The 22,093-nt window shown below is 63.7% G+C and carries 15 protein-coding genes and 2 tRNA genes; 10 read left to right on the top strand and 7 right to left on the bottom strand.

Translation table 11 applies throughout. From position 1 onward, the window contains the following. Positions 1 to 133: 133 nt before the first annotated feature. The 5 genes from serA to ilvD form a co-directional block, all read right to left on the bottom strand. Positions 134 to 1,723 carry a phosphoglycerate dehydrogenase gene (gene serA / locus NG698_RS11920; protein WP_252609923.1) on the bottom strand — a complete coding sequence of 530 codons (1,590 nt, stop codon included), beginning with the start codon at positions 1,721 to 1,723 and terminating at the stop codon, positions 134 to 136. A gap of 123 nt (positions 1,724 to 1,846) precedes the next feature. After that, the gene (gene ilvC, locus NG698_RS11915) at positions 1,847 to 2,872 is read right to left on the bottom strand and encodes a ketol-acid reductoisomerase (RefSeq protein ID WP_058932075.1); all 1,026 of its coding nucleotides are present in this window, start codon (positions 2,870 to 2,872) and stop codon (positions 1,847 to 1,849) included. A gap of 99 nt (positions 2,873 to 2,971) precedes the next feature. Next, the gene (ilvN, locus tag NG698_RS11910) at positions 2,972 to 3,484 is read right to left on the bottom strand and encodes an acetolactate synthase small subunit (protein ID WP_028271611.1); all 513 of its coding nucleotides are present in this window, start codon (positions 3,482 to 3,484) and stop codon (positions 2,972 to 2,974) included. A gap of 2 nt (positions 3,485 to 3,486) precedes the next feature. Continuing rightward, positions 3,487 to 5,394: an acetolactate synthase large subunit gene (locus NG698_RS11905; protein ID WP_252601457.1), complete on the bottom strand. Its 1,908-nt coding sequence runs from the start codon at positions 5,392 to 5,394 to the stop codon at positions 3,487 to 3,489. A gap of 377 nt (positions 5,395 to 5,771) precedes the next feature. Continuing rightward, a complete protein-coding gene (gene ilvD / locus NG698_RS11900) occupies positions 5,772 to 7,493 on the bottom strand; it encodes a dihydroxy-acid dehydratase (protein ID WP_252609921.1) in 1,722 nt (573 codons plus the stop codon). Positions 7,494 to 7,701: 208 nt separating this feature from the next. Here ilvD and NG698_RS11895 point away from each other — a divergent pair, with 208 nt between their 5' ends. The 4 genes from NG698_RS11895 (at position 7,702) to NG698_RS11880 (ending at position 10,858) form a co-directional block, all read left to right on the top strand. Then, positions 7,702 to 8,937: a sunset domain-containing protein gene (locus NG698_RS11895; RefSeq protein ID WP_252609919.1), complete on the top strand. Its 1,236-nt coding sequence runs from the start codon at positions 7,702 to 7,704 to the stop codon at positions 8,935 to 8,937. Further along, entirely contained in the window at positions 8,891 to 10,060 is a 1,170-nt protein-coding gene (locus NG698_RS11890; RefSeq protein ID WP_252609917.1) for a PQQ-dependent sugar dehydrogenase, read from the top strand. The genes NG698_RS11895 and NG698_RS11890 overlap by 47 nt, the downstream gene beginning before the upstream one ends. Positions 10,061 to 10,176: 116 nt before the next feature. Next, positions 10,177 to 10,252, top strand: a tRNA-Lys gene (locus NG698_RS11885). A gap of 297 nt (positions 10,253 to 10,549) precedes the next feature. Next, positions 10,550 to 10,858, top strand: coding sequence for a hypothetical protein (locus NG698_RS11880; protein ID WP_252601469.1), 309 nt, complete (start codon positions 10,550 to 10,552; stop codon positions 10,856 to 10,858). A gap of 134 nt (positions 10,859 to 10,992) precedes the next feature. Here the strand turns inward: NG698_RS11880 and NG698_RS11875 are convergent, their stop codons facing one another. Then, positions 10,993 to 12,687 carry a family 16 glycosylhydrolase gene (locus NG698_RS11875; RefSeq protein WP_252609915.1) on the bottom strand — a complete coding sequence of 565 codons (1,695 nt, stop codon included), beginning with the start codon at positions 12,685 to 12,687 and terminating at the stop codon, positions 10,993 to 10,995. A 366-nt stretch (positions 12,688 to 13,053) separates the two neighbouring features. Further along, the gene (locus NG698_RS11870; RefSeq protein WP_252601520.1) at positions 13,054 to 13,509 is read right to left on the bottom strand and encodes a MarR family winged helix-turn-helix transcriptional regulator; all 456 of its coding nucleotides are present in this window, start codon (positions 13,507 to 13,509) and stop codon (positions 13,054 to 13,056) included. 95 nt (positions 13,510 to 13,604) lie between these two features. On the opposite strand from NG698_RS11870, the gene bcp reads away from it, so the two are divergent. The 6 genes from bcp to NG698_RS11840 all read left to right on the top strand — a co-directional run bounded on the left by bcp (position 13,605) and on the right by NG698_RS11840 (position 22,020). After that, a complete protein-coding gene (gene bcp, locus NG698_RS11865) occupies positions 13,605 to 14,078 on the top strand; it encodes a thioredoxin-dependent thiol peroxidase (protein WP_252609913.1) in 474 nt (157 codons plus the stop codon). A 147-nt stretch (positions 14,079 to 14,225) separates the two neighbouring features. After that, a tRNA-Leu gene (locus NG698_RS11860) sits at positions 14,226 to 14,307 on the top strand. Between the two features lie 249 nt (positions 14,308 to 14,556). Then, entirely contained in the window at positions 14,557 to 15,228 is a 672-nt protein-coding gene (locus NG698_RS11855) for a fasciclin domain-containing protein (protein ID WP_252609911.1), read from the top strand. A gap of 196 nt (positions 15,229 to 15,424) precedes the next feature. Further along, positions 15,425 to 17,047 carry an ABC transporter substrate-binding protein gene (locus NG698_RS11850; protein ID WP_252613639.1) on the top strand — a complete coding sequence of 541 codons (1,623 nt, stop codon included), beginning with the start codon at positions 15,425 to 15,427 and terminating at the stop codon, positions 17,045 to 17,047. A gap of 79 nt (positions 17,048 to 17,126) precedes the next feature. After that, positions 17,127 to 18,629, top strand: coding sequence for a malate:quinone oxidoreductase (locus NG698_RS11845; RefSeq protein WP_252609907.1), 1,503 nt, complete (start codon positions 17,127 to 17,129; stop codon positions 18,627 to 18,629). A 139-nt stretch (positions 18,630 to 18,768) separates the two neighbouring features. After that, entirely contained in the window at positions 18,769 to 22,020 is a 3,252-nt protein-coding gene (locus NG698_RS11840) for an efflux RND transporter permease subunit (RefSeq protein WP_252609905.1), read from the top strand. Positions 22,021 to 22,093: the final 73 nt, after the last annotated feature.

The raw sequence follows: 22,093 nt of genomic DNA, 5'->3' as shown, positions 1-22,093 counted from the left end.
CTGGTGTGCAAAAAGTATTGGCCGGTCTGCCGGCGTGGTCCTGAAACAGGACCCAGCCATTGTAAGCAGACCGGCCAATCATACGTGGCCGACGTTAAGGTTCGGTCACGCGTAGTTGATGGCGGTGCGGTTCTTAGTCCTCGAGGTCCACTTCGCGGACCATTTCGGCGCCGATGCCTGCCTTGATGGCGTCAAGCACCTGCTGCGGAACGGAACTGTCGATGGTCAGCAGTGCCAGAACCTGGCCGCCTTCCGCCTGCCGTGCCACCTGCATGCCGGCAATGTTGATGTTGTTCATGCCCAGGATGTGTCCGATGGTTCCGATCACACCAGGCCGGTCGGCGTAGGCCACCACCACGAGGTGCTCGCTGATGGGGATCTCAACGTCGTAGCCGTTGACGCCGACGAGCTTCTGGATCTGCTTCGGACCCGTGAGCGTACCTGCCACGGAGATCTGGCTGCCGTCGCTCAAAGCACCCCGGATGGTGAGGACGTTGCGGTAGTCCTCCGCTTCCGCCGTCGTGATGAGGCGGACGTTAATGCCGCGCTGTTCGGCGATAACCGGGGCGTTGACGTAGGAGACCTGTTCGGTCACCACATCGGCGAAGATGCCCTTGAGCGCGGCCAGTTCCAGGACCTTGACGTCCAGCGCCGCGATCTCGCCGGCCACCTCGACGTCGATCTGGGTCAGGGAGGCGTGGGTCAGCGCGGTGAAGATCCGGCCCAGCTTTTCGATCAGCGGGATGCCCGGGCGGACGTCGGGGGCGATCACGCCGCCGGCCACGTTCACGGCATCCGGTACGAGCTCGCCGGCCAGCGCCAAACGTACGGACTTGGCAACGGAGACACCTGCCTTCTCCTGGGCTTCATCGGTGGATGCACCCAGGTGCGGGGTGACCACCACGTTGTCCAGGGCGAAGAACGGCAGGTCCGTGCTGGGTTCCTTGACGAAGACGTCCACGGCTGCGCCGGCGATCTGGCGGTCCTGCAGGGCTGCGTAGAGCGCCTCTTCGTCCACGAGGCCGCCACGGGCCACGTTGACCACGTAGGCGGTGGACTTCATCTTGGTGAACGCGTCGGCGCCGAGCATGCCGACGGTTTCCGGCGTCTTGGGCATGTGGATGGTAACGAAGTCCGACTGGCTCAGCAGTTCATCGAGGGTGACGAGCTTGACGCCGAGCTGCGCGGCGCGGGCCGAGGTGATGTACGGATCGTAGGCGAGGATTTCGGTGTCGAAGCCCTGGAGGCGGGCAGCAACGAGGGCGCCGATGCGGCCCAGGCCGATGATGCCGATCTTCTTCTCGAATAGTTCGATGCCGGTGTACTTGGAGCGCTTCCATTCGCCGTTTTTCAGCGCGGAGCTGGCCTGCGGGATGTGGCGTGCGAGGCTCAGGATGTGGCCCACCGTCAGCTCCGCTGCAGAAATGATGTTCGACGTCGGGGCGTTGACCACCATCACGCCGGCCTGTGTGGCGGCTTTAATGTCAACGTTGTCCAGGCCAACGCCGGCGCGGGCGATGACCTTGAGGTTCTTCGCGGCGGCAATGGCTTCGGCGTCCAGGTGGGTGGCGGAGCGGACCAGGATGGCGTCCACGTCCGCGATGGCGGCGAGCAGCTGGGACCGGTCGGAGCCGTCAGTCTGGCGGATCTCGAAGTCCGGGCCGAGGGCCTCGATCGTGGCGGGCGAAAGTTCTTCGGCGAGCAGTACTACGGGTTTTGACACGAGTGATCCTCTGCGTTGCAGTCCTTGGGATGGAACAAGTCTAGGCGGACGGAAAGGCCGGGCTCACATTGTTAAGTGAACCCGGCCTCATAATGGCACCCGAGGGGCACCGGCACAGCAGACTTAGCGGGCTGCGGAGCCCTCTACGTAGTCCTCGTCCGTCTGCTGCCAGGCGAACAGGGAGCGCAGCTCGCGGCCAACGGCCTCGATCGGGTGCTGCTCAGCCTTGGCACGCAGGGCCTTGAACTCTTCGCCGCCGTTGTCCTGGTCGTCGATGAAGCGCTTGGCGAACGCGCCGCTCTGGATGTCGGCGAGGACAGCCTGCATGTTTTCCTTCACCTCGGGGGTGATGACGCGCGGGCCGGAGACGTAGTCGCCGTACTCTGCGGTGTCGGAAACGCTCCAGCGCTGCTTGGCGATGCCGCCTTCCCACATGAGGTCAACGATGAGCTTGAGCTCGTGAAGAACCTCGAAGTAGGCGATCTGCGGCTGGTAGCCGGCTTCGGTCAGGGTTTCGAAGCCGTACTGGACCAGCTGGGACACGCCGCCGCAGAGGACGGACTGCTCGCCGAAGAGGTCGGTTTCGGTCTCTTCCGTGAAGGTGGTCTTGATGACGCCGGCGCGGGTGCCGCCGATGGCCTTGGCGTAGGACTTGGCCAGGTCCCAGGCTGCGCCGGTGGCGTCCTGCTCCACGGCGATAATGTCCGGGATGCCTCGGCCGGCTTCGAATTCGCGGCGCACGGTGTGTCCCGGAGCCTTCGGGGCGATCAGGATGACGTCAACGCCCTCCGGCGCCTCGATGTAGCCGAAGCGGATGTTGAAGCCGTGGGCGAAGGCCAGGGCCTTGCCCGGGGTCAGCTTGTCCTTGATGGAGTCGTTGTAGATCGAGCGCTGGTACTGGTCCGGCGCCAGGATCATGATGACGTCGGCCCATTCGGCGGCGTCGGCAACGGTCAGGGCCTTGAAGCCGGCTTCTTCGGCCTTGGCGATCGACTTCGAGCCTTCCTTGAGGGCGATGACAACCTCGACGCCGGAGTCGCGCAGGTTCAGCGCGTGGGCGTGGCCCTGGGAGCCATAGCCAACAATGGCGACCTTGCGACCCTGGATGATCGACAGGTCGGCGTCGTCGTCGTAGAACATTTCAGTCACTTGGGTAACTCCTCTTGAGTGATTCACTGGGTAATTAGTCTGGGGTGTTGCGGTACTGCACGGGCATTGCGCCGCAGGTGGGGCCGTGCCCCGCCTTAACTAAGCGCTGCGCAAAGCCCTGTCACTCATGGAGCGGGATCCCCGTCCAACGGCCAGGGTGCCGGACTGCACAATTTCGCGGATGCCGAAGGGCTCAAGCACTGAGAGCAGCGCCGTGAGCTTTTCGGGGTGGCCTGTTGCTTCAATGACCACGGAGTCTGTGGAGACGTCAACCACTGAAGCACGGAACAGGTCTGCAGCCTGGGTCACCTGCAGACGAGTTGCGGCATCCGCACGTACCTTGACCAGGATGTGGTCTCGCTGCACGGAAGATTCGGAGGTGAGCTCAACAATCTTGATCACGTTGACCAGCTTATTGAGCTGCTTGGTGACCTGTTCAATCAGGTCACCGTCGGCGTCGACGACGACGGTCATCCGGGACATGCCCGGAACTTCCGTCGGGCCCACGGCCAGGGAGTTGATGTTAAAGGCGCGTCGGGCAAACAGGCTCGCGACTCGGGTCAGTACACCGGGCTTGTCTTCAACCAGAACGGACAGTGTGTGGCGGGTCATGTTCAGTCCTCCTCTTCCCATTCCGGGGTCATGTTGCGGGCAACCTGGATCTGGTCGTTGCTCACGCCGGCGGGCACCATCGGCCACACCATGGAGTCGGGGCTCACCACGAAGTCGATCACCACGGGGCGGTCATTGATTTCGAGGGCCTTCTGTATGGTGGCATCAATATCCTCGTCCCGTTCGCAGCGGAAGGAGGCACAGCCGTAGGCCTCCCCCAACTTGACGAAGTCAGGGATGCGGACGGATTCGTGGCCGGTGTTGAGGTCCGTGTTGGAGTAGCGCCCCTCGTAGAACAGGGTCTGCCACTGGCGGACCATGCCCAGCGAGGAGTTGTTGATGATGGCAACCTTGATGGGGATCTTGTTGATGGCGCAGGTGGCCAGTTCCTGGTTGGTCATCTGGAAGCAGCCGTCGCCGTCGATGGCCCAGACCACACGGTCCGGCTCCCCCACTTTGGCGCCCATGGCAGCCGGTACTGCATAGCCCATGGTGCCGGCGCCGCCTGAGTTCAGCCAGGCGTGCGGGCGCTCGTACTTGATGAACTGTGCCGCCCACATCTGGTGCTGGCCAACGCCGGCAACGTAGATGCCTTCGGGGCCAGTCAGCGCGCCGATGCGTTCGATGACGCGCTGCGGGGCGCTGAGCCCGTCCTCCGGCTCGGTCCAGCCCAGCGGGTAGGTTTCCTTAAGGTTGTTAAGGAACGCCCACCAGGTGGTGAGGTCCGGCGTGCCGGCGGATTCGAACTGGGAGCGGACAGCCTCGGTGAGCTCGGGGATGATTTCCTTGACGGATCCCACGATCGGCACGTCGGCGGTACGGTTCTTGGAGATCTCGGCGGGATCAATATCCGCGTGGATCACCTTGGCGTTCGGGGCGAAGGACTTCAGGATGCCCGTCACCCGGTCATCGAAGCGGGCGCCGAGCGTGATGAGCAGATCGGACTGCTGCAGCGCCGTGACCGCGGAAACCGTGCCATGCATGCCCGGCATGCCCACGTGCTGCGGGTGCGAATCGGGGAACACACCGCGTGCCATCAGGGTAGTGACAACGGGCGCACCCGTGAGTTCCGCCAGTTCGCGGAGTTCCGCGGCAGCGTGTGCCTTCACCACACCGCCGCCCACGTAGAGCACGGGTTTGGTGGCCGAGGCGATCAGCTTGGCAGCTTCGCGGACCTGCTTGTTATGGCCGCGCGTCACCGGGCGGTAGCCGGGGAGGTCGATCTTCGGCGGCCAGGAGAAGGTCATCTGACCCTGCTGGGCGTCTTTGGCGATGTCCACCAGGACGGGTCCCGGACGTCCGGACGAGGCCAGGTGGAAGGCCTCCGCCATAACGTGCGGGATGTCGTTGGGGTCGGTCACCAGGAACGAATGCTTGGTGATCGGCATGGTGATGCCAACAATGTCGGCTTCCTGGAAAGCATCGGTGCCGATCACACCGCTGGAGACCTGGCCGGTGATGGCCACCAGCGGCACGGAATCCATGTGGGCATCCATGATGGGGGTAACGAGGTTGGTGGCACCGGGGCCCGAGGTGACGATACAGACGCCCACCCGGCCGGTAACCATGGCATAGCCTTGCGCGGCGTGGCCGGCTCCCTGTTCGTGACGGACCAGTACGTGATTCATGCTGGAGGCCATCAAGGGGTCATAGGTAGGCAGGATAGCGCCACCAGGCAAACCAAAAATATCGTCGACGCCGAGTTCTTCGAGCGATCGGACAATAGCTTGCGAGCCGGTCATCACCGTTGGGGGTACAACGTTGTTCGGCCCAAGGACAGGAGAGACAGCGGCAAGATCAGCGACGACGGCGGCCTGGTCAGCCGTTCGGTCGGCGCGTTCCGGAGCCTTGGGGGCTCCAGCGGACTTAGTAGCCATCAGCGAGGGGCTGATCGGCGATCCTTTGCTCATCGGACTCTTCCTTGTGGATCATCTGTGTACTTGGAAATGCGGAAATAAAAAAACCCCTCAGCCTGGCGGCTTTTCGAGGGGTTGCGCGTGACGGTTCGTTACCAGTCGGGCTAGTGAGCCACGCGCTTGGTAAGGACGACGGCTGCATCTGCAGCGGCGCAGCTGGTAACGAATGCGATCATGCGTTCAGTTTTCCCTCTGTGTGAGATACATGTCAACGAGGACTGTGCGCATCTCACAGTGTGGACACCATTGTCCACTGGTTGGCCACGTTCCCCAACTGGGTCGCAGTAACTGTCGTTATGAGCGCTCATAACGACAGTTACTGCTACCTAGTTGGGCTCAACCAGCAGCCGAGGTTGAGGAACGAAATCGTGCTACCCGCAGTATGCGCCGGTGGAGGCGCTGTGGACCAGCTTGGCATATTTGGCGAGCACGCCCTTGGTGAACTTGGCAGGGAGGGGCTCCCAGCCGATCTTGCGGGATTCGAGCTCGGCCTCATCAACCAGCAGGTCGAAGCTGCGTGCTGCGATGTCGACGCGGATCCGGTCCCCGTCCTTGACGAAGGCGATGGGGCCGCCATCGACAGCTTCCGGTGCAACGTGGCCGATGCAGAGGCCGGTGGTGCCGCCGGAGAAGCGTCCGTCGGTCAGCAGCAGCACGTCCTTGCCGAGGCCCGCACCCTTGATGGCGCCGGTGATGGCGAGCATTTCCCGCATGCCGGGGCCGCCCTTGGGACCTTCGTAGCGGATGACCACAACGTCGCCGGCCTTGATCAGACCCTCATCCAGGGCGGCCAGGGCACCCTGCTCGCGCTCGAAGACGCGGGCGGTGCCCTCGAAGACGTCGGCGTCGAAGCCTGCACTCTTCACCACAGCACCCTCGGGGGCCATCGTGCCGTGCAGGATGGTGATGCCGCCGGTCTTGTGGATCGGGTTGTCCATGGCACGGAGGATCTTGCCGTCCAGGTCCGGCGGGTTGATCGCAGCGAGGTTTTCGGCCACGGTCTTGCCGGTGACGGTGAGGCAGTCACCGTGCAGCAGGCCGGCGTCGAGCAGTGCGCGCATGATGACCGGCACGCCGCCGATCTTGTCGACGTCGGTCATGACGTAGCGGCCGAACGGCTTCAGGTCGCCCAGGTGCGGGATCTTGTCGCCGATGCGGTTGAAGTCCTCCAGGTTCAGCTCGACTTCAGCTTCGCGGGCGATGGCCAGGAGGTGCAGGACGGCGTTGGTGGAGCCGCCGAATGCCATGGTGACGGCGATGGCGTTTTCGAACGCCTTTTTGGTCATGATGTCCCGGGCGGTGATGCCAAGGCGGAGCAGGTTGACCACTGCCTCGCCGGACTTGCGCGCAAATTCATCACGACGGCGGTCTGCCGAGGGCGGGGCGGCCGAGCCGGGCAGCGACATGCCCAGTGCCTCGCCGACGCAGGCCATGGTGTTGGCGGTGTACATGCCGCCGCAGGCGCCTTCGCCGGGGCAGATGGCGCGCTCGATGCGGTCAAGGTCGCCGAGGCTCATCTTGCCGGCGGCGCAGGCGCCGACGGCTTCGAAGGCGTCGATGAGGGTGACTTCCTTTTCGGAGCCGTCCTCCAGCTTGACCCAGCCCGGCATGATGGAGCCGGCATAGACGAAGACGCTGGCCAGGTCCAGGCGGGCGGCTGCCATGAGCATGCCGGGGAGGGACTTGTCGCAGCCGGCCAGGAGGACCGAGCCGTCGATGCGCTCGGCCTGCATGACGGTTTCGACGGAATCGGCGATGACTTCGCGGGAGACCAGGGAGAAGTGCATGCCTTCGTGGCCCATGGAGATGCCGTCGGAGACGGAGATGGTGCCGAACTGCATCGGGAAACCGCCGCCTGCGTGGACGCCTTCCTTGGCGCCCTGGGCCAGCCGGTTCAGGGACAGGTTGCAGGGAGTGATTTCATTCCAGGAACTCGCAACGCCGATCTGGGGCTTCGCGAAGTCGTCGTCGCCCATGCCGACTGCGCGGAACATACCGCGCGCGGGGGCGGCATGGATCCCGTCGGTGACGACCCGGCTTCGGGGCTTGATGTCGATCTTGTTCTCGGTTGCTGTTTGGGTGTCCTCACTCATGGGTCAAAGTCTATGACTCCGATCGGGACGCCAACGACCCGAACAGCACGTTTGGCCCATTTTCAGGAATATTTCGATCAAACAGTGGACGCTCGTCTCAAATTCTGAGACGGACCCTTACGGGCCTGCCGGAACCTAGACAGCCCCGTTCGCACCGACGTACCGTCAGGGAACGGCAACCGTGCCATCCGGACTGAAGGGCCCTGCTATGGATTTTGTCTTCTGGATTATCCTCATTGTGCTGATCGTGGGCGTTGTGTGGTGGCTGCTGAACCGCAGCAGCTCCTCGAGCACCGGTGACTCCACGCCCATCCGGACGGACGGCGGACTCTCCGGCGGAAGCGCAGCTGCCTCGGCGGAAGCCGCAGGCACGGCGGGCATCCCCAGTGCTGCGGGCTTCGGCGCTGCTGAGCCGACACCACCGACGACGGCGGACGAGGCGCCCGTGCGGTCCAGCACGGCAGAACCCCAGGAAGCCGGGGGTGGGCACAAGGCCGGCCTTGGAGAACCCAGCTTGGAAAAGGACACCATCGTCGGGCAGGACGCCGGTGTTGACCCCGACGTTGTCGGTTCCACTGTTACTGCTGGTGCCGCAGATACCGCTGGCGCCACAGACACTTCTGGTCCCGCAGAAACCGCTGCAGCCGATGCACGGGAACGCCCGTCCGCCGAAGAACTGTCATCCCCCGAGTCGGCTGGCTCTGGGGAACCCGGCCGACCTGGGCAGCTGGCTGGGCAAGAGGAGCCGGCTCGCCCGGAGTCGCTAGCAGCCCAGGAACCTGGCAGCAAGGAGAGTGTGAGCCGGCAGGCAGACGAAGCCGAGTGGGAAACCCAGTGGTCAGAGGCAAGCGCACCAGCCCAACCCGCCGCCAGCCACCGGCCGGCAGGCGAAGCGTCCACCGTAATTGCCGACACCCCAACGTCCGAAGCACCACCGGCCCAGGGCGCTGGATTTGTGCATCACCCGGAATACACGGAGCCCCATGCGCCCACGCTGCCCGGCGCAGAAACGGCCGCTGCGGAAGCCGAAGCCGCTGATACGCAACCCGAAGTGGCCGCCGCCGATTCAGCCCCGCACGCGGCAAGCGCCGCTCCCATGCAGGCTGCAGGATCCATGGAGGCCGCAGTAGCCACAGACACCGCAGTATCACCAGAGGCCGCTGAAGCCCGGACCATGGAGCCGGCAGCCGTGGCGGACTACGAAGCTGCACCGGAACCGACCGGGCATCTGGCCGCGGACCAGCCCTACGGCGCAGGTTCCGCGTCGCCCGGCCCGGATGGAAGCGGTCCGGCGGATTTCGAGGTCAAGGCCGACGCCGGAACAATGGTCTATTACGAGGAGGGGCATCCGGACTATGTGCAGACGAAAGCCGACGTCTGGTTTGAGTCGGCGGCCCATGCGGAAGCTGCCGGCTTCCGCGCCCCCCGGCGGACGCGTATCTGACCGGACGCAGGCGCACTTTCGGGCCTTCGCGGCGGCCAAGCCCACTGCGGGCGCCTTCGCAGTGTGCCTGGCCGTGCTGCTGTCGGGCTGCACGGGGGACGCCAACGATGCCCCCACCGGCAATATCACAGGAACCGGGACCGGGGCCGGCCCGGGTAACGCCACGCCACCGGAGGTTGTGGCACGGCTCGATCTCCAGCTCGACATTCCCTGGGCCGCGGTATTCCTGCCGAACGGAACCGCCGTCGTCTCCGAGCGTGACTCTGCGCTGCTGAAAGCTGTCCGTGATGGCAGGGCGACCACCATCGGCCAGGTCCCCGGCGTGGCTCCTGGCGGTGAGGGAGGCTTGCTGGGACTAGCCCTCTCCCCCGGCTTTCCGTCCGACAACTACCTTTACCTGTACTTCACCTCGGCACAGGACAACCGCATCGCCCGGCTGAAGCTGACGGAACAGCCTGACGGATCCCTGGACCTTGGCGACCCCGAGGTGGTCTTTTCCGGAATCCCCAAGGCATCAACCCACAATGGCGGCCGGATCCGCTTCGGCCCGGACGGGTTCCTGTACGTGGGCACAGGCGACTCCCAGCGCCGCGAACAGCCACAGGACCGCAACGCTCTGGGCGGGAAGATCCTGCGGCTGACTCCGGAGGGTGACCCCGCACCTGGCAACCCTTTCGGCAATGCCGTGTACAGCTTGGGGCACCGAAACGTCCAAGGACTGGCGTGGGACAGCGCCGGCCGGCTCTGGTCCAGCGAGTTCGGCCCGGACGTCAACGACGAGCTCAACCTCATCGAGCCGGGAGCCAACTACGGCTGGCCCGCAGTAACCGGCGCACCTCACCGGGAGGCGTACCGCGACGCGAAGGTGGTGTGGCCTTCGACGGCGGACTCCTCACCCAGCGGCCTGGAAATTGCCGGGTCGACGGCCTACCTCGGCGCCCTGCGCGGCCAACGCCTCTGGACGGTGTCCTTGTCCGGCGAGGAGGCAAGCGCTCCTGTGGCCTATTTCACACGCGAATACGGCAGGATCCGGGACGTCATCCGGACTCCCGACGGCGGCTTCTGGCTGCTCACCAACAACAAAAACCCTGATTTTGTGCTGGTTCTGGCCCCTCCCGGCTGAACCTGGGGAGCATTGGGGCCTCGATTTCACATGGGTCGGAAGTTCGTGTAGAGTTTCATGTCGTTGCGGAGATCAACCGGGAAAGAAAAAGCCCGGTAGGTCACCACATAGGAGATGCACCTCTAGCTCAATTGGCAGAGCAATTGACTCTTAATCAATGGGTTCCGGGTTCAAGTCCCGGGGGGTGCACCAAAGAAACCCCGTCTTCACTGGCCACAAGCCGTGAAGACGGGGTTTCCTTTTTGCCCCTCGATCGCTGTGGGGTATTTGCGGGCTATTTATTCCCTGCTGCTCCGGGGAAAGAGCTGGGACACGCCGACATCACAGCCGACTGCCGCGAGACTCCGAATCCAACCACCTTTGGCTACCTCAGGCGGTGTCCTGCCGGCCCCGACCACACTTACAAGGCGAAGGCCGAGGCAGTGTTCAAATCCTCGAGAAGCGCCTGCCCTTCTGTGCTGGACGAGAGAGCTTTCAGTCACTAACCGCTTGGACGTGCTTTATCCGGAGATCGCCGCCGAATGGGACGCCGACCTCAACGCGGAGGTCCTCACGGGCAAACTCAGCGCGAACGCCTTCTATCCAAAGCACACCAGCATCGAGTTCGTCGATTTCCTGGGCCGGGACGCCGACGCCCACCCCGGGTTGAACTGCATGTTATCTGCGACAGCTATCACCCCGACCAGCTGTTCCCGGCTGAACATGGTGGAGATCTTCTTCGGGATCATCACCCGCCAGTGCCTCAAACGCGGGGCATTCAGCTCCGTGACAGAGCTGGGAGAATCTATGGAACGCTAGGGTGCGGAATGTGGCGGTACGTCCCTCATGCTCACCGTGATTGCCCAGCACGACAACCTGCCTGTGTCCGCCACCGGGCATGGTGACGGTATCAAATGTTAGTGCCCGAACCGGCGGTGATCGGAACCGAGGAATTAGCCATGGCTTCGAGACCCGCTGTCAGTCTGCATTCCGCCAGAAACGGGACGGAACTCCCACGTATAAGAGCCGTCAGCCTTGAGGCTCATCCGTAGGTGACCCCATGTGTCGCTAAACTTCCGCTGCACATAAGAGGGGCTGCTGGTGAACGCCCGGAGGCCGATTCCACCAGTGGACACCTGAAATTGTTGCATCCCGTCCGCAACGCACTGGTCCTCGTTGTTAATCGGGCAGGTCCGCTCATAATTGTGCTGTGAGCCGGACAGCAGCACACGAACGCGGTTCGCCCAGAACACGTCAATCCACGGCTTCGCCTTAGAGAAGCGGGTATGGCTCGACGTGTTGCTGGTGAAATACGGATCATGGTAGATAACCGCCAAATGCTTTCCAGCGGCCTTCGCCGCTTTCAGGTTGGCATCCATCTCCGAGGTCATCGCCTGCGCCCGCTTAGCGTTATAACGCCACGTGGCCGTAGGCGCGACAAGAATGTGCCAGTTGCCCTTGTCGAACGAATACCATTCAAGAGCGTCTTGGAACCGTACAACATCGGAGCTGGTCGCGCTCTTCACCGTGGACACGCACTGCCCATCCATGTACCGGTCAACGTCGTCATTCTCGCCGGGTTCAACATCATGATTCGGGCCAGCGGTCCAGTACGTCTTGGCCTTAGCCGGACCCCACAACTGGTTGTAAGCCTCGAGCTCGGTACAGGTGCCCTTGTCATACTGGAAATCGCCCAGCGCAAGGAAGTTGTCCAGCGAACCGTCGTTGAGACCGTCGATGATGCTAGCCGCATTTTTACCACTGTGCGACGTGGACGACGTGTTACCCGCAGGGTTTATGTCCCCGGTGGCAGCGAACTCAAACGACTCATCGGATGGCGGCCGCAGGGCAGCGGGAGTTGGATCGCCAGCCGCATAGACGCGAACCCAATCCACTCGCATCTCGCCGGCGCCGTTAACAGTGCTGTCTGGCTCCCAGTCCAGTTGTAGCGTCTGGTGCATCGGTCCGGGAGGCTGGTGCGTCGGGTCGTTGTCCTCAAACCACTTCACCCCATCGACGTAGCCGACGATCCCATTCGGAGACCAGTCAACCGCGTAGTTGTGGAACTGTGAAATGTCCAGAGCCTTGGCTGCCGACGTCTGCGAGTTCGAACATCCATAGTGGTAGAAGAACTTGATGACGTTCCAATCACCGGTCTTCTCTGCATAATTAACTTCGCCTTCACACGGCCAAATCCCACTATCCGGCCACAGGAGCAACACCATACGGTACTCGTTGTCACCCGAACCCGCCGCGCGGGCCTCCCACCTGCCGTACTTCTGGCGTCCAAACTTCGCGCTCATTCCAGCAGTCGTGCCGTCCGGGGTTCCAGTCATGACCATTTTGGAACCGTCTACCGTGACCTGCTGGGGACTCCGAATGCCATTCCCCGCGTGCCCGACACTGTTGTACACGGACCACTTCGCGGCGTCCGGTGCGCCGGTATAGTTGAACTCGTCGCCAGCGGTCGGCGTGCCCCAGTTCAGATCTGTCGCGGCCGAGCCTGTCGTTGGCGTAGTCGGCGTCGGCGTAGCTGATGCTGATGTGGCGGCCGGCGCCGCTGTCGTTACTGCCGGATCAGTTGAAGGGGCCGAGCAGCCGGCAAGGAGGATTGCCACGACCCCAAGGGCGACCAAGTGTTTCCGCATACGTCAGATGATAAGGGCATCGCGCGGCGAGACCTACGGCCAGATGCCGGTCGTGATGTTGAAGCAGCCCCTGAAGCCTTGATAGGTGCCGAGAGGATATGGACACTCCTATACCCAATGACGGGGATATATCCAGGCCACCGGTCTTCAGTTGAGACGTCCGGAACGTGCATGGTGGGTCCCGACGGGCCTCCTTCGGCGAACCACCATCGATTGCACCTCTTGGAAGTGGGCCCTGAACCGCTGCAAAATCACGCGGCCAAGACGCCACTTCTGGACGTTTCAGGGCACAAACCAAAAAGGGCACCACCACTGCGGAATTTTGCAGTAATGGTGCCAGTCAGATTTACCGGATTCCCGGGATTGCTAGCTGAGCGGGGCACCGTCCACCAGGGCGCTGGTTGACGGCGAGGCGAACTGGCTGGCCAGCTCCCTGACCACAGCCTGGAGCTCCTGCCGCAGGGCGTCAGGGTCAATAGTTGCCGCGGCAAGCACTGAGCGTTCCATCTCAACGGCTGCGGCTGCGGCTTCCCGTCCGCTGTCCGTGAGGGACACTACCTGGCTGCGGCGGTCCGAGGTGCTGCGGACGCGGGCAATGTGGCCGTGGGACTCCAACCGGCTCAGGGTTTTACCCATGGTCTGGGCCTGAACGCGCACATATTGGGCGAGTTGGGCCTGTGTCATCGGCCCCTGCGCTGAGAGGACTTCGATAGCGATCACGCCGGCGTGCGTCAGTCCGATGGCGCTTAGCTTTTCGTTCCAGGAGTGTTCTACGAGGCGTGCCGCAGTGGACAATAGGCGCCCAGTGGGCCAGCGATCCATGTCAGGCATACCAGCAAGTATAGCTAAGGCTGGTTAGCACCGGTCCTGGATGCTTACTAAACTGGTGTGTTCCGCCTGCAACGAGGAGATTAACAGTGGCTGACAGACTCTTGACCGGCGACGTAGCGCCCGGCTTCACCCTGAAGGATTCGTCGGGTAAAGACGTCAACCTGGCTTCCGGGCACAGCGGCAGCACAATCGTGTATTTCTACCCAGCAGCCGCTACCCCCGGCTGCACCAAACAGGCGTGTGATTTCCGTGTCAGCCTGGCGTCCTTCACGTCGGCCGGCTATCGGGTCCTGGGTGTTTCCCCCGATTCCGTGGACAAACTTGCTGCCTTTGCCGCCAACGAGGACCTGAGCTTTCCGTTGCTTTCGGACGGGGACCATGCCGTGGCCGAGGCCTATGGCGCCTGGGGCGAAAAGAAGAACTATGGACGGACGTATGAGGGACTGATCCGCAGCACGGTGGTGATCGATCCCGACGGAAAGGTGGCGCTGGCCCAGTACAACGTCCGGGCCACCGGCCACGTGGCAAAACTGCGGCGCGACCTCAATCTGGACGCGTAACGCATTACGCGTGCCGAGGCACAGGGGCAGGAACCGGCTGACCGGAACCCCGCCGGCCCGAGGCTACAATGGAAGCTGGCACCGCCGTCGTACGTTTTTATCCGTAGGCCATCTGGCCAAGGTTGAGACAACGGCGGCAACTGCCAAGCGCGAGTGGTGAAATTGGCAGACACGCAGGATTTAGGTTCCTGTGCCTTCGGGCGTGGGGGTTCAAGTCCCCCCTTGCGCACACTTACACAGAGATCCCGGGCCCACAGGCCCCGGGATCTCTGTCATTTAACTGTCCCAGCCACGGCATTCTCCCCCGGTTTGGCGCGCAATTAAAAACTCTTGGCGATCCACCCATCCGCTTCCGTGCTCCGGCCGAATACCCATTGAGACACCAGCCAAGGGCAGGTGCCCAACAGTCGGAAAAGGCCACGCGGCAGGCACAACGTCTGCCGCAGGCAAGAAATCGGCACAAACAAGGAGAACCGAAATGCAGTCATTCAAGCGCACATCCTTCACCGTCGCAGGCGTTGCAGCTGCAGCCCTGCTGAGCCTTACCGCCTGCGGTGGAACAGCAACCACAACCCCGAGCTCCTCCGCTCCGGCCGCCGCACCGTCAGAAACGAAGATGGCCCCGTCACCGTCCGCCAGTGCTGCTGCCATGGATCCGGCCGCAAACCTCGTTGGCGCAGGCTGCGCCGGCTACGCAGAGAAGGTCCCCACCGGGGCAGGCTCGGTTGCCGGGATGGCCCTTGACCCGGTAGCGGTCGCGGCATCCAACAACCCCATCCTGACCACCCTCACGGCAGCTGTCTCCGGCAAGCTGAACCCGAAGGTTGACCTGGTTGACACCCTTAACGGCGGCGAATTCACGGTCTTCGCTCCGGTGGATGACGCCTTCGCCAAGATCGATGCCGCCACCATCGAAACGCTCAAGACGGACGACGCCCTGCTGAGCAAGATCCTGACCTACCACGTGGTCCCCGGCCAGATCACCCCTGACAAGATCGCCGGCACACACGCCACGGTCCAGGGCGGATCGGTCACCGTGACCGGCAGCAAGGATGCCCTCATGGTTGATGGCGCCAGCGTGATCTGCGGCGGCGTCCAGACCAAGAACGCCACCGTTTACCTGATCGACTCGGTGCTGATGCCCAAGTAGTCCGGCTTTCAAGCCCAGAGGCCTGTTCCGCAGCCGGAACAGGCCTCTGGCGTGTGTCCAGGGAGCACCGGGGTGTGTCAACTAGACTGTGTCCTTGGCCCGCAGTCCGCGGCGCCGGCCGGAAGCAGCCAGAGGTGATAGACGAGTGCCCAGCAGTACTTCGCGGCGAACGGTCATCAAGACCGGCGCCGTTTTTATGGCGTTAGGCCTGACCTCCTGTACCGGCAACCCACCGCCTTCGCCCTCGGCAACGTCTCCTTCGACGGCGCCCGCCGGCGCTGAACCCACCGAAACGTTCACGTTCGGCACGGCGTCCCAGCCCCTCGGCCTGGACCCCGCGCTCTCGAACGATGTGGAAAGCTACCGGATCACCCGGCAGATCCTCGAAGGCCTGGTGGGTGTGGACCAGACCACGGGCAAGCCCACGCCGCTGCTGGCAACGGAATGGTCCGAAGAAAACGAAGGCCGCTCGTACACGTTCAAACTCCGCAGCGGCGTCTCGTTCCAGGACGGCATGCCCTTCAACGCCGACGCCGTGTGTGCCAATTTCAACCGCTGGTTCGCCTTCTCGGCGGAACTGCGGCGGCAAGCGCCGGGAAGCTCGTTCAAGAGCGTGTTCAAGGCACATTCCGAGGACGCTGCGCTCTCCATTTTCAAGAGCTGCACGGCCCTTTCCGCTGACACTGTCCGGATCGACCTGACCCAGCGCTTCACTGCGTTCCTCCAGGCGCTCACCCTGCCGGCGTTCGCCATCGCATCCCCGGCCGCCCTGACGGCGGGCACGGCGGATGTCCTGGATCAGACCCGTGGCGGAAACCCGGTCTCCCGGTTCGCCACCAACCCCGTCGGCACAGGACCGTTCAGCCTGGCCGCCTGGGACGAGGCGAGAGTCCGGCTCATCAGCCACAAAAACTACTGGGGTGACCGCGGGCAGATCTCCACCATTAATTTCGTCACGTACGACCACCCCCAGACGCGGCTTCAGGCCCTCCTGGACGGCAAGATCGACGGCTACGACGCCGTCACGGTGGGCAACTTCGATCAGCTGGTCAAGCGGGGCATGCAGATCGTCCAGCGTGATCCCTTCTCGGTGATGTACCTGGGCATCAACCAGGAAATTCCGGTCCTGCAGAACGAAAAAGTGCGGCAGGCCATTGAGCTGGCCATCGATAAGGAAACCCTGATCCGCAAGTTCTTCATCGACAACACCGCCAAGGCCTCACAATTCGTTCCTCCGAAGATCAGCGGTTTCAATAATGACGCTCCCGCACTGGGCCACGATCCTGTCAAGGCCAAGGCCTATCTGACCGAGGCCGGCTACACCGGGGAAGAGCTCAGGTTCTACTATCCGCTTAACGCCACCCGCCCGTATCTGCCCACGCCGGAGAAAATCTACGCCGAAATCAGCAGGCAACTGACCGCCGTCGGGTTCAACATTAAGCCTGTCCCGGTGGACTGGTCCGAAGGCTATCTCCAGAAAGTGCAGTCACCCGGGGACCACGGGCTCCACCTGCTCGGCTGGAATGGCGCGTATGCCGATGCCGATAACTTTGTGGGCCCGCTGTTCGGCGAAAAGAACGGCGAATTCGGCTACCAGGACCCGCAGGTCTTTTCCAAGATCAACCGCGCCCGCGGCCTCCCTGCCGGCAAGGAACGCGACGAGCAGTACCACACCATCAACGCCCAGATCGCGGCCACCGTGCCGGCAGTTCCCATCGCCTTCCCCATCTCGGCGCTCGCACTCTCGGACCGCGTCAGCAGCTACCCGGCGTCCCCGGTACTGAGTGAAGTTTTCACAAAGGTACAGCTAAAGCCTTGACGGCCCGGCCCAATTTCAGTATGCGGGCCGCCCGGGGATATTCTTTGACAGCCAGAGCCGCTGCTATCGGAGACTGATTGTGACCTTCATATCCAAGACCCAACATGCCGACGTCGTACTGATTGGCGGCGGCATCATGAGCGCCACGCTCGGGGCATTCATCAAGCAGCTTGAACCGAACTGGACCATCTCCCTGTTCGAACGCCTGGATCAGCCCGGGCTGGAAAGCTCCGACCCCTGGAACAACGCCGGAACGGGCCATGCCGCCCTGTGCGAGCTCAACTACTCCCCCGCAGCCAAAGACGGCTCGGTGAACCCGGCCAAGGCCCTGCTCATCAACGAACAGTTCCAGCTGTCCCGCCAGTTCTGGTCCCATCTTGTGGAAGAATCCCTGATCGGCTCGCCGAAGGGCTTCATCAACACCGTCCCGCACATGAGCTTTGTCATCGGCGAGGACAACACCAAATTCCTCAAGACCCGCTACGAAGCGCTCAAGCCCCACACGCTGTTCCGCAGCATGGAGTACTCCGAGGACCAGGCCCAGATCGCCAAATGGGCGCCGCTGATCGTCAAGGGCCGCGACGCGAAGCAGCGTATCGCCGCCACCCGGGCAACCGAGGGGACCGACGTCGACTTCGGGGCACTGACCCGTGAGCTCACCACCTACCTCGGGAACAACGGCGTCGAAATCAATTACGGCCATGACGTCAGCGGCATCTCCAAGGCGTCCGACGGCGGCTGGGACCTTTCGATCAAGCACCCGGCTTCCGGGGAACACGGCAAGATCCACGCCAAGTTTGTGTTTGTGGGCGCCGGCGGCGGCGCACTGCACCTCCTCCAGGCCTCCGGCATCCCGGAGAGCAAGGGCTTTGGCGGATTCCCCGTGTCCGGCCAGTTCTTCCGCTGCACCGACGAGAAACTTGCCGCCCAGCACAGCGCCAAGGTATATGGCCAAGCTTCGGTGGGCGCGCCGCCCATGTCGGTCCCGCACCTTGACACCCGGTACGTCGACGGGAAGCGTTCCCTCCTGTTCGGCCCCTATGCCGGCTTCTCCACCAATTTCTTGAAGAACGGCTCGTACCTTGACCTGCCGTTGTCCATCCGGCCCAGCAACATCATCCCGATGCTTGCAGTCGCCAAGGACAACATGGACCTCACCGCGTACCTCGTCAAGGAAGTTGCCAAGCGCCACGGGGACAAGGTGGATGCGCTGCGCGAGTACTACCCCGAAGCCAAGGACGGCGACTGGGAGCTGATCACCGCCGGCCAGCGTGTGCAGATCATCAAAAAAGACCCGAAGCGCGGCGGCGTGCTGCAGTTCGGCACGGAAGTCATCGCCGGCCGTGACGGCACCATCGGTGCGCTGCTGGGCGCCTCGCCCGGCGCGTCCACAGCGGTGCCCATCATGATTGAACTGCTGCAGAAGTCCTTCCCGAAGAACTTCAAGGGCTGGCAGGGCAAGCTCAAGGACATGATGCCGGGCTACGGCGTGAAGCTGGATGAGAATCCGGAACTTGCTGCCGAACTCGAAACGGCAACGGCCAAGGCACTGCAGCTGGAGAGCGTTTCCGCCAACCACTGACGTCCGGCCGCCCGCCGGGCGTCAGGCCGGGCTGGACGGTCCGGGCCTCAGGCCCGGCTGGACGGTCCGGGCCTCAGGCCCGGCTGGACGGTCCGGTCCGGTCCGCAGGAGTACGTCAACCCCACAGGAGAGACCCGCGATGTTCCGGCTGGCACAACTTTCATTGGCAAACCGGGCGCTGATCGCGCTGATCACCGTCTTCGCGACGGTGTTCGGCGTGATCACCATGTCATCGCTGAAACAGGAACTCATCCCCTCCATTGAGTTCCCGCAGATCACCGTCCTCTCCGCCATGTCCGGCGCCTCGCCCGAAGTGGTGGACAAGCAGGTCAGCGCACCGCTCGAAACCGCCCTGAACGGCGTCGAAGGCCTGGAGTCCACCTCCTCGACGTCACGCAACGGCGTCTCGCAGATCTCCATGGTGTTCACCTACGGGACAAACCTCGACCGCGCCCGGAACCAGATCGACCGCGCCATCTCCAACGCCAAACGCTCCCTGCCGGAGGACGTGCAGCCGCAGGCCATCGCGGGCAGCATCAGCGACTTCCCCATCGTGTTCCTGGCAGTGTCCTCGGACAAGCCCCTCAGCGAACTCAACGCCGACCTGGCACGCCTCTCCGTTCCCCGGCTCCAGAAGATCGACGGCGTCCGGGGAGCCGACGTGACCGGCGGCGCCACCCAGCACATCGAGATCCTCCCCCGGCCCGAGGCGATGGCCGCCAAGGGCACCACGATCGAGTCCATCCGGAACGCCCTCTCCAACAACGGCGCGCTGATCCCGGCCGGGACCATCCAGGAGCAGGGCAAGACGCTATCCCTCCAGATCGGCAGCCCGGTGGATTCCCTGGACGCCATCAAGGCGCTACCCGTGGGCGGAGCCAAGGATGCCGCGACCATCGGCACGGTAGCCGACGTTAGCCTGCAGGATGACGAACGGACCTCCATCACCCGGACCAACGGCCAGGAAACACTGGCCGTCTCCGTGACCAAGAAGCCCGACGGCGACACCGTGGGAATCTCCCACGCCGTGAACGACTCGTTGGCGGCCCTGGAGGCCGAGCTGGGGTCCAACGCAAAGTTCACGGCGGTGTTCGACCAGGCCCCGTTCATCGAGAAGTCCATCAAGGACCTCACCACGGAGGGCCTCCTCGGGCTGGGCTTCGCCGTCGCCGTCATCCTTGTCTTCCTGATGTCAGCCCGCTCCACCCTTGTTACCGCGGTCTCCATTCCGCTGTCGCTGCTGATCACCTTCATTGGCCTGTCCGCGACGGGCTATTCACTGAACATCCTGACCCTGGGCGCGCTGACCATTGCGATCGGCCGGGTGGTGGACGACTCGATTGTGGTGATCGAAAACATCAAACGCCACCTCAGCTACGGGGAGGAGAAAGTCCCCGCGATCCTCACCGCAATCCGGGAGGTGGCCGGCGCAATCACCGCCTCCACCTTGACCACTGTGGCGGTCTTCCTGCCCATTGCCTTCGTGAGCGAGCTCGCCGGCGAACTCTTCCGGCCGTTCGCCCTGACAGTCACCATGGCGCTGCTGGCATCCCTGCTGGTATCGCTGACCATCGTTCCGGTCCTGGCCTACTGGTTCCTCAAAAGCCCCGCCGGTTCCGCCCCCGCCGGTTCTCCCGCCGCTGGTTCGCCCGCTGCCCGCGAAGCTGCCGCCCGGGCTACTGCCGCCGCCCGTGCCCAGGCCCAGGAAGCCGAACAGAAAAGCCGGCTGCAGCGTGCCTACCTGCCCGTCCTCAGCAAGACCCAGAAGCACCCGGTGCTGACCCTCGTCGCCGCCGTGCTGGTACTCGGCGCCACGGCCGCCATGACGCCGCTGCTGTCCACCAACCTCCTCGGCGATTCCGGCCAGAACAGCCTGACTGTCCGCCAACTGATGCCAGCGGGCACAAGCCTGGCCGACACCAGCGCAGCCGCCATCAAGGTCGAGGACGTCCTCCGCGGCATCGAGGGTGTCAGGAATGTCCAGCTCACCTCCGGAAACGCGCAGGCAGGTTTTGCCGCCCTGACGTCCTCCGGCGCCGCCAACTCCACGTTCACGGTGGTGACGGATGAAAAGGCCAATCAGGCGAAGCTCCAGGAAACCGTCCGGACCGAAGTGGGCAAGGTGGCCGGTTCCGGGAAGATTACCGTCGGCACGCAGCAGGGTGGCTTCGGGACGTCCTCCACGGTGGACATCACCATCAAGGCGGCAACGTCCGAGGACCTCCGCACAGCCAGCGAGGCCATGGTGGAAGCAATGACCGGCGTGCCGGCGACCAGCGAGGTGGCAACGAACCTCGCGGCCAGACAGCCGGTGGTCCAGGTCAAGGTTGACCGGGCCAAGACCGCCGCGGCCGGACTGAACGAGGAACAGGTGGCCGGCGTCCTGGCTGCCACCATCAGCCCCATCCCCGCCGGCACGGTCCGGATCGACACCAACGACTTTCCGGTCCAGATCGGCAAGGGCACCCGGTTCACCAGCATTGACGCCGTGCGCAACATCGCGCTCCCTGCATCCGGCGCCCCCGTCACCCTGGGCAGCATCGCCTCAGTGGAACAGGTTGACGTGCCGGTCTCCATTACCGCCAGCAACGGCCAGCGGACCGCCAAAGTGTCAGTCACGCCGTCGGGCTCCAACCTCGGTGCGGTGAACGCGGAGGTGCAGAAGCGCCTCACGGAGGTCAGCCTCCCCGCAGGGGTCACCGCCGAACTCGGCGGCGCCACCACCCAGCAGGCCGAGTCCTTCCAGCAGCTGGGCCTGGCGCTCCTCGCCGCGATCGCGATTGTCTACGTCATTATGGTGGCCACCTTCAAATCGCTGATCCAGCCCCTGATCCTTCTGGTGTCCGTTCCCTTTGCCGCCACCGGCGCCGTGGCCCTGCTGCTGGCCACGGGCGTTCCGCTGGGCCTGCCGTCGCTGATCGGCATGCTGATGCTTGTGGGCATCGTGGTTACCAACGCCATTGTGCTCATCGACCTCATCAACCAGTACAGGCAGCCACGGGACGGCCGCGGCGGGATGAGCGTGGCGGACGCAATCACCCATGGCGCCAGGCAGCGGCTCCGCCCCATCCTGATGACCGCGCTGGCCACCGTTTTCGCCCTGACACCCATGGCGCTTGGCCTGACCGGGGGCGGCGGCTTCATTTCCCAGCCGCTGGCCGTGGTGGTGATCGGCGGCCTGGTTTCTTCCACAACGCTGACCCTGGTGCTGGTTCCCGTGCTGTACCGGCTCGTGGAGGGACGGCGGGAGACAAAAGCACTGCTCCGTGCCATGCAGCAGCGCCCGGAATTTGCGGCAGCCGACGACGTCGATGCCGAGTTCCGCGACTGGACCACCGGCATGGTGCCCCGCGTCAGTGGCCGCCGTGCCGCTCCGGGCGACCCCCTGTAACACCTGGAATATTCTCGCCGGCGAGGCGTTATATCCGTCGATACATGCAAACGCATGAAAATCGGGTATAGTA

The organism is Pseudarthrobacter raffinosi, assembly GCF_023913735.1.
In the GTDB taxonomy this organism is placed as follows: Bacteria; Actinomycetota; Actinomycetes; order Actinomycetales; family Micrococcaceae; genus Arthrobacter; species Arthrobacter raffinosi.
The sequence above is the reverse complement of the archived record's forward strand: the minus strand, read 5'-3'. Positions and strand labels throughout refer to the sequence as shown.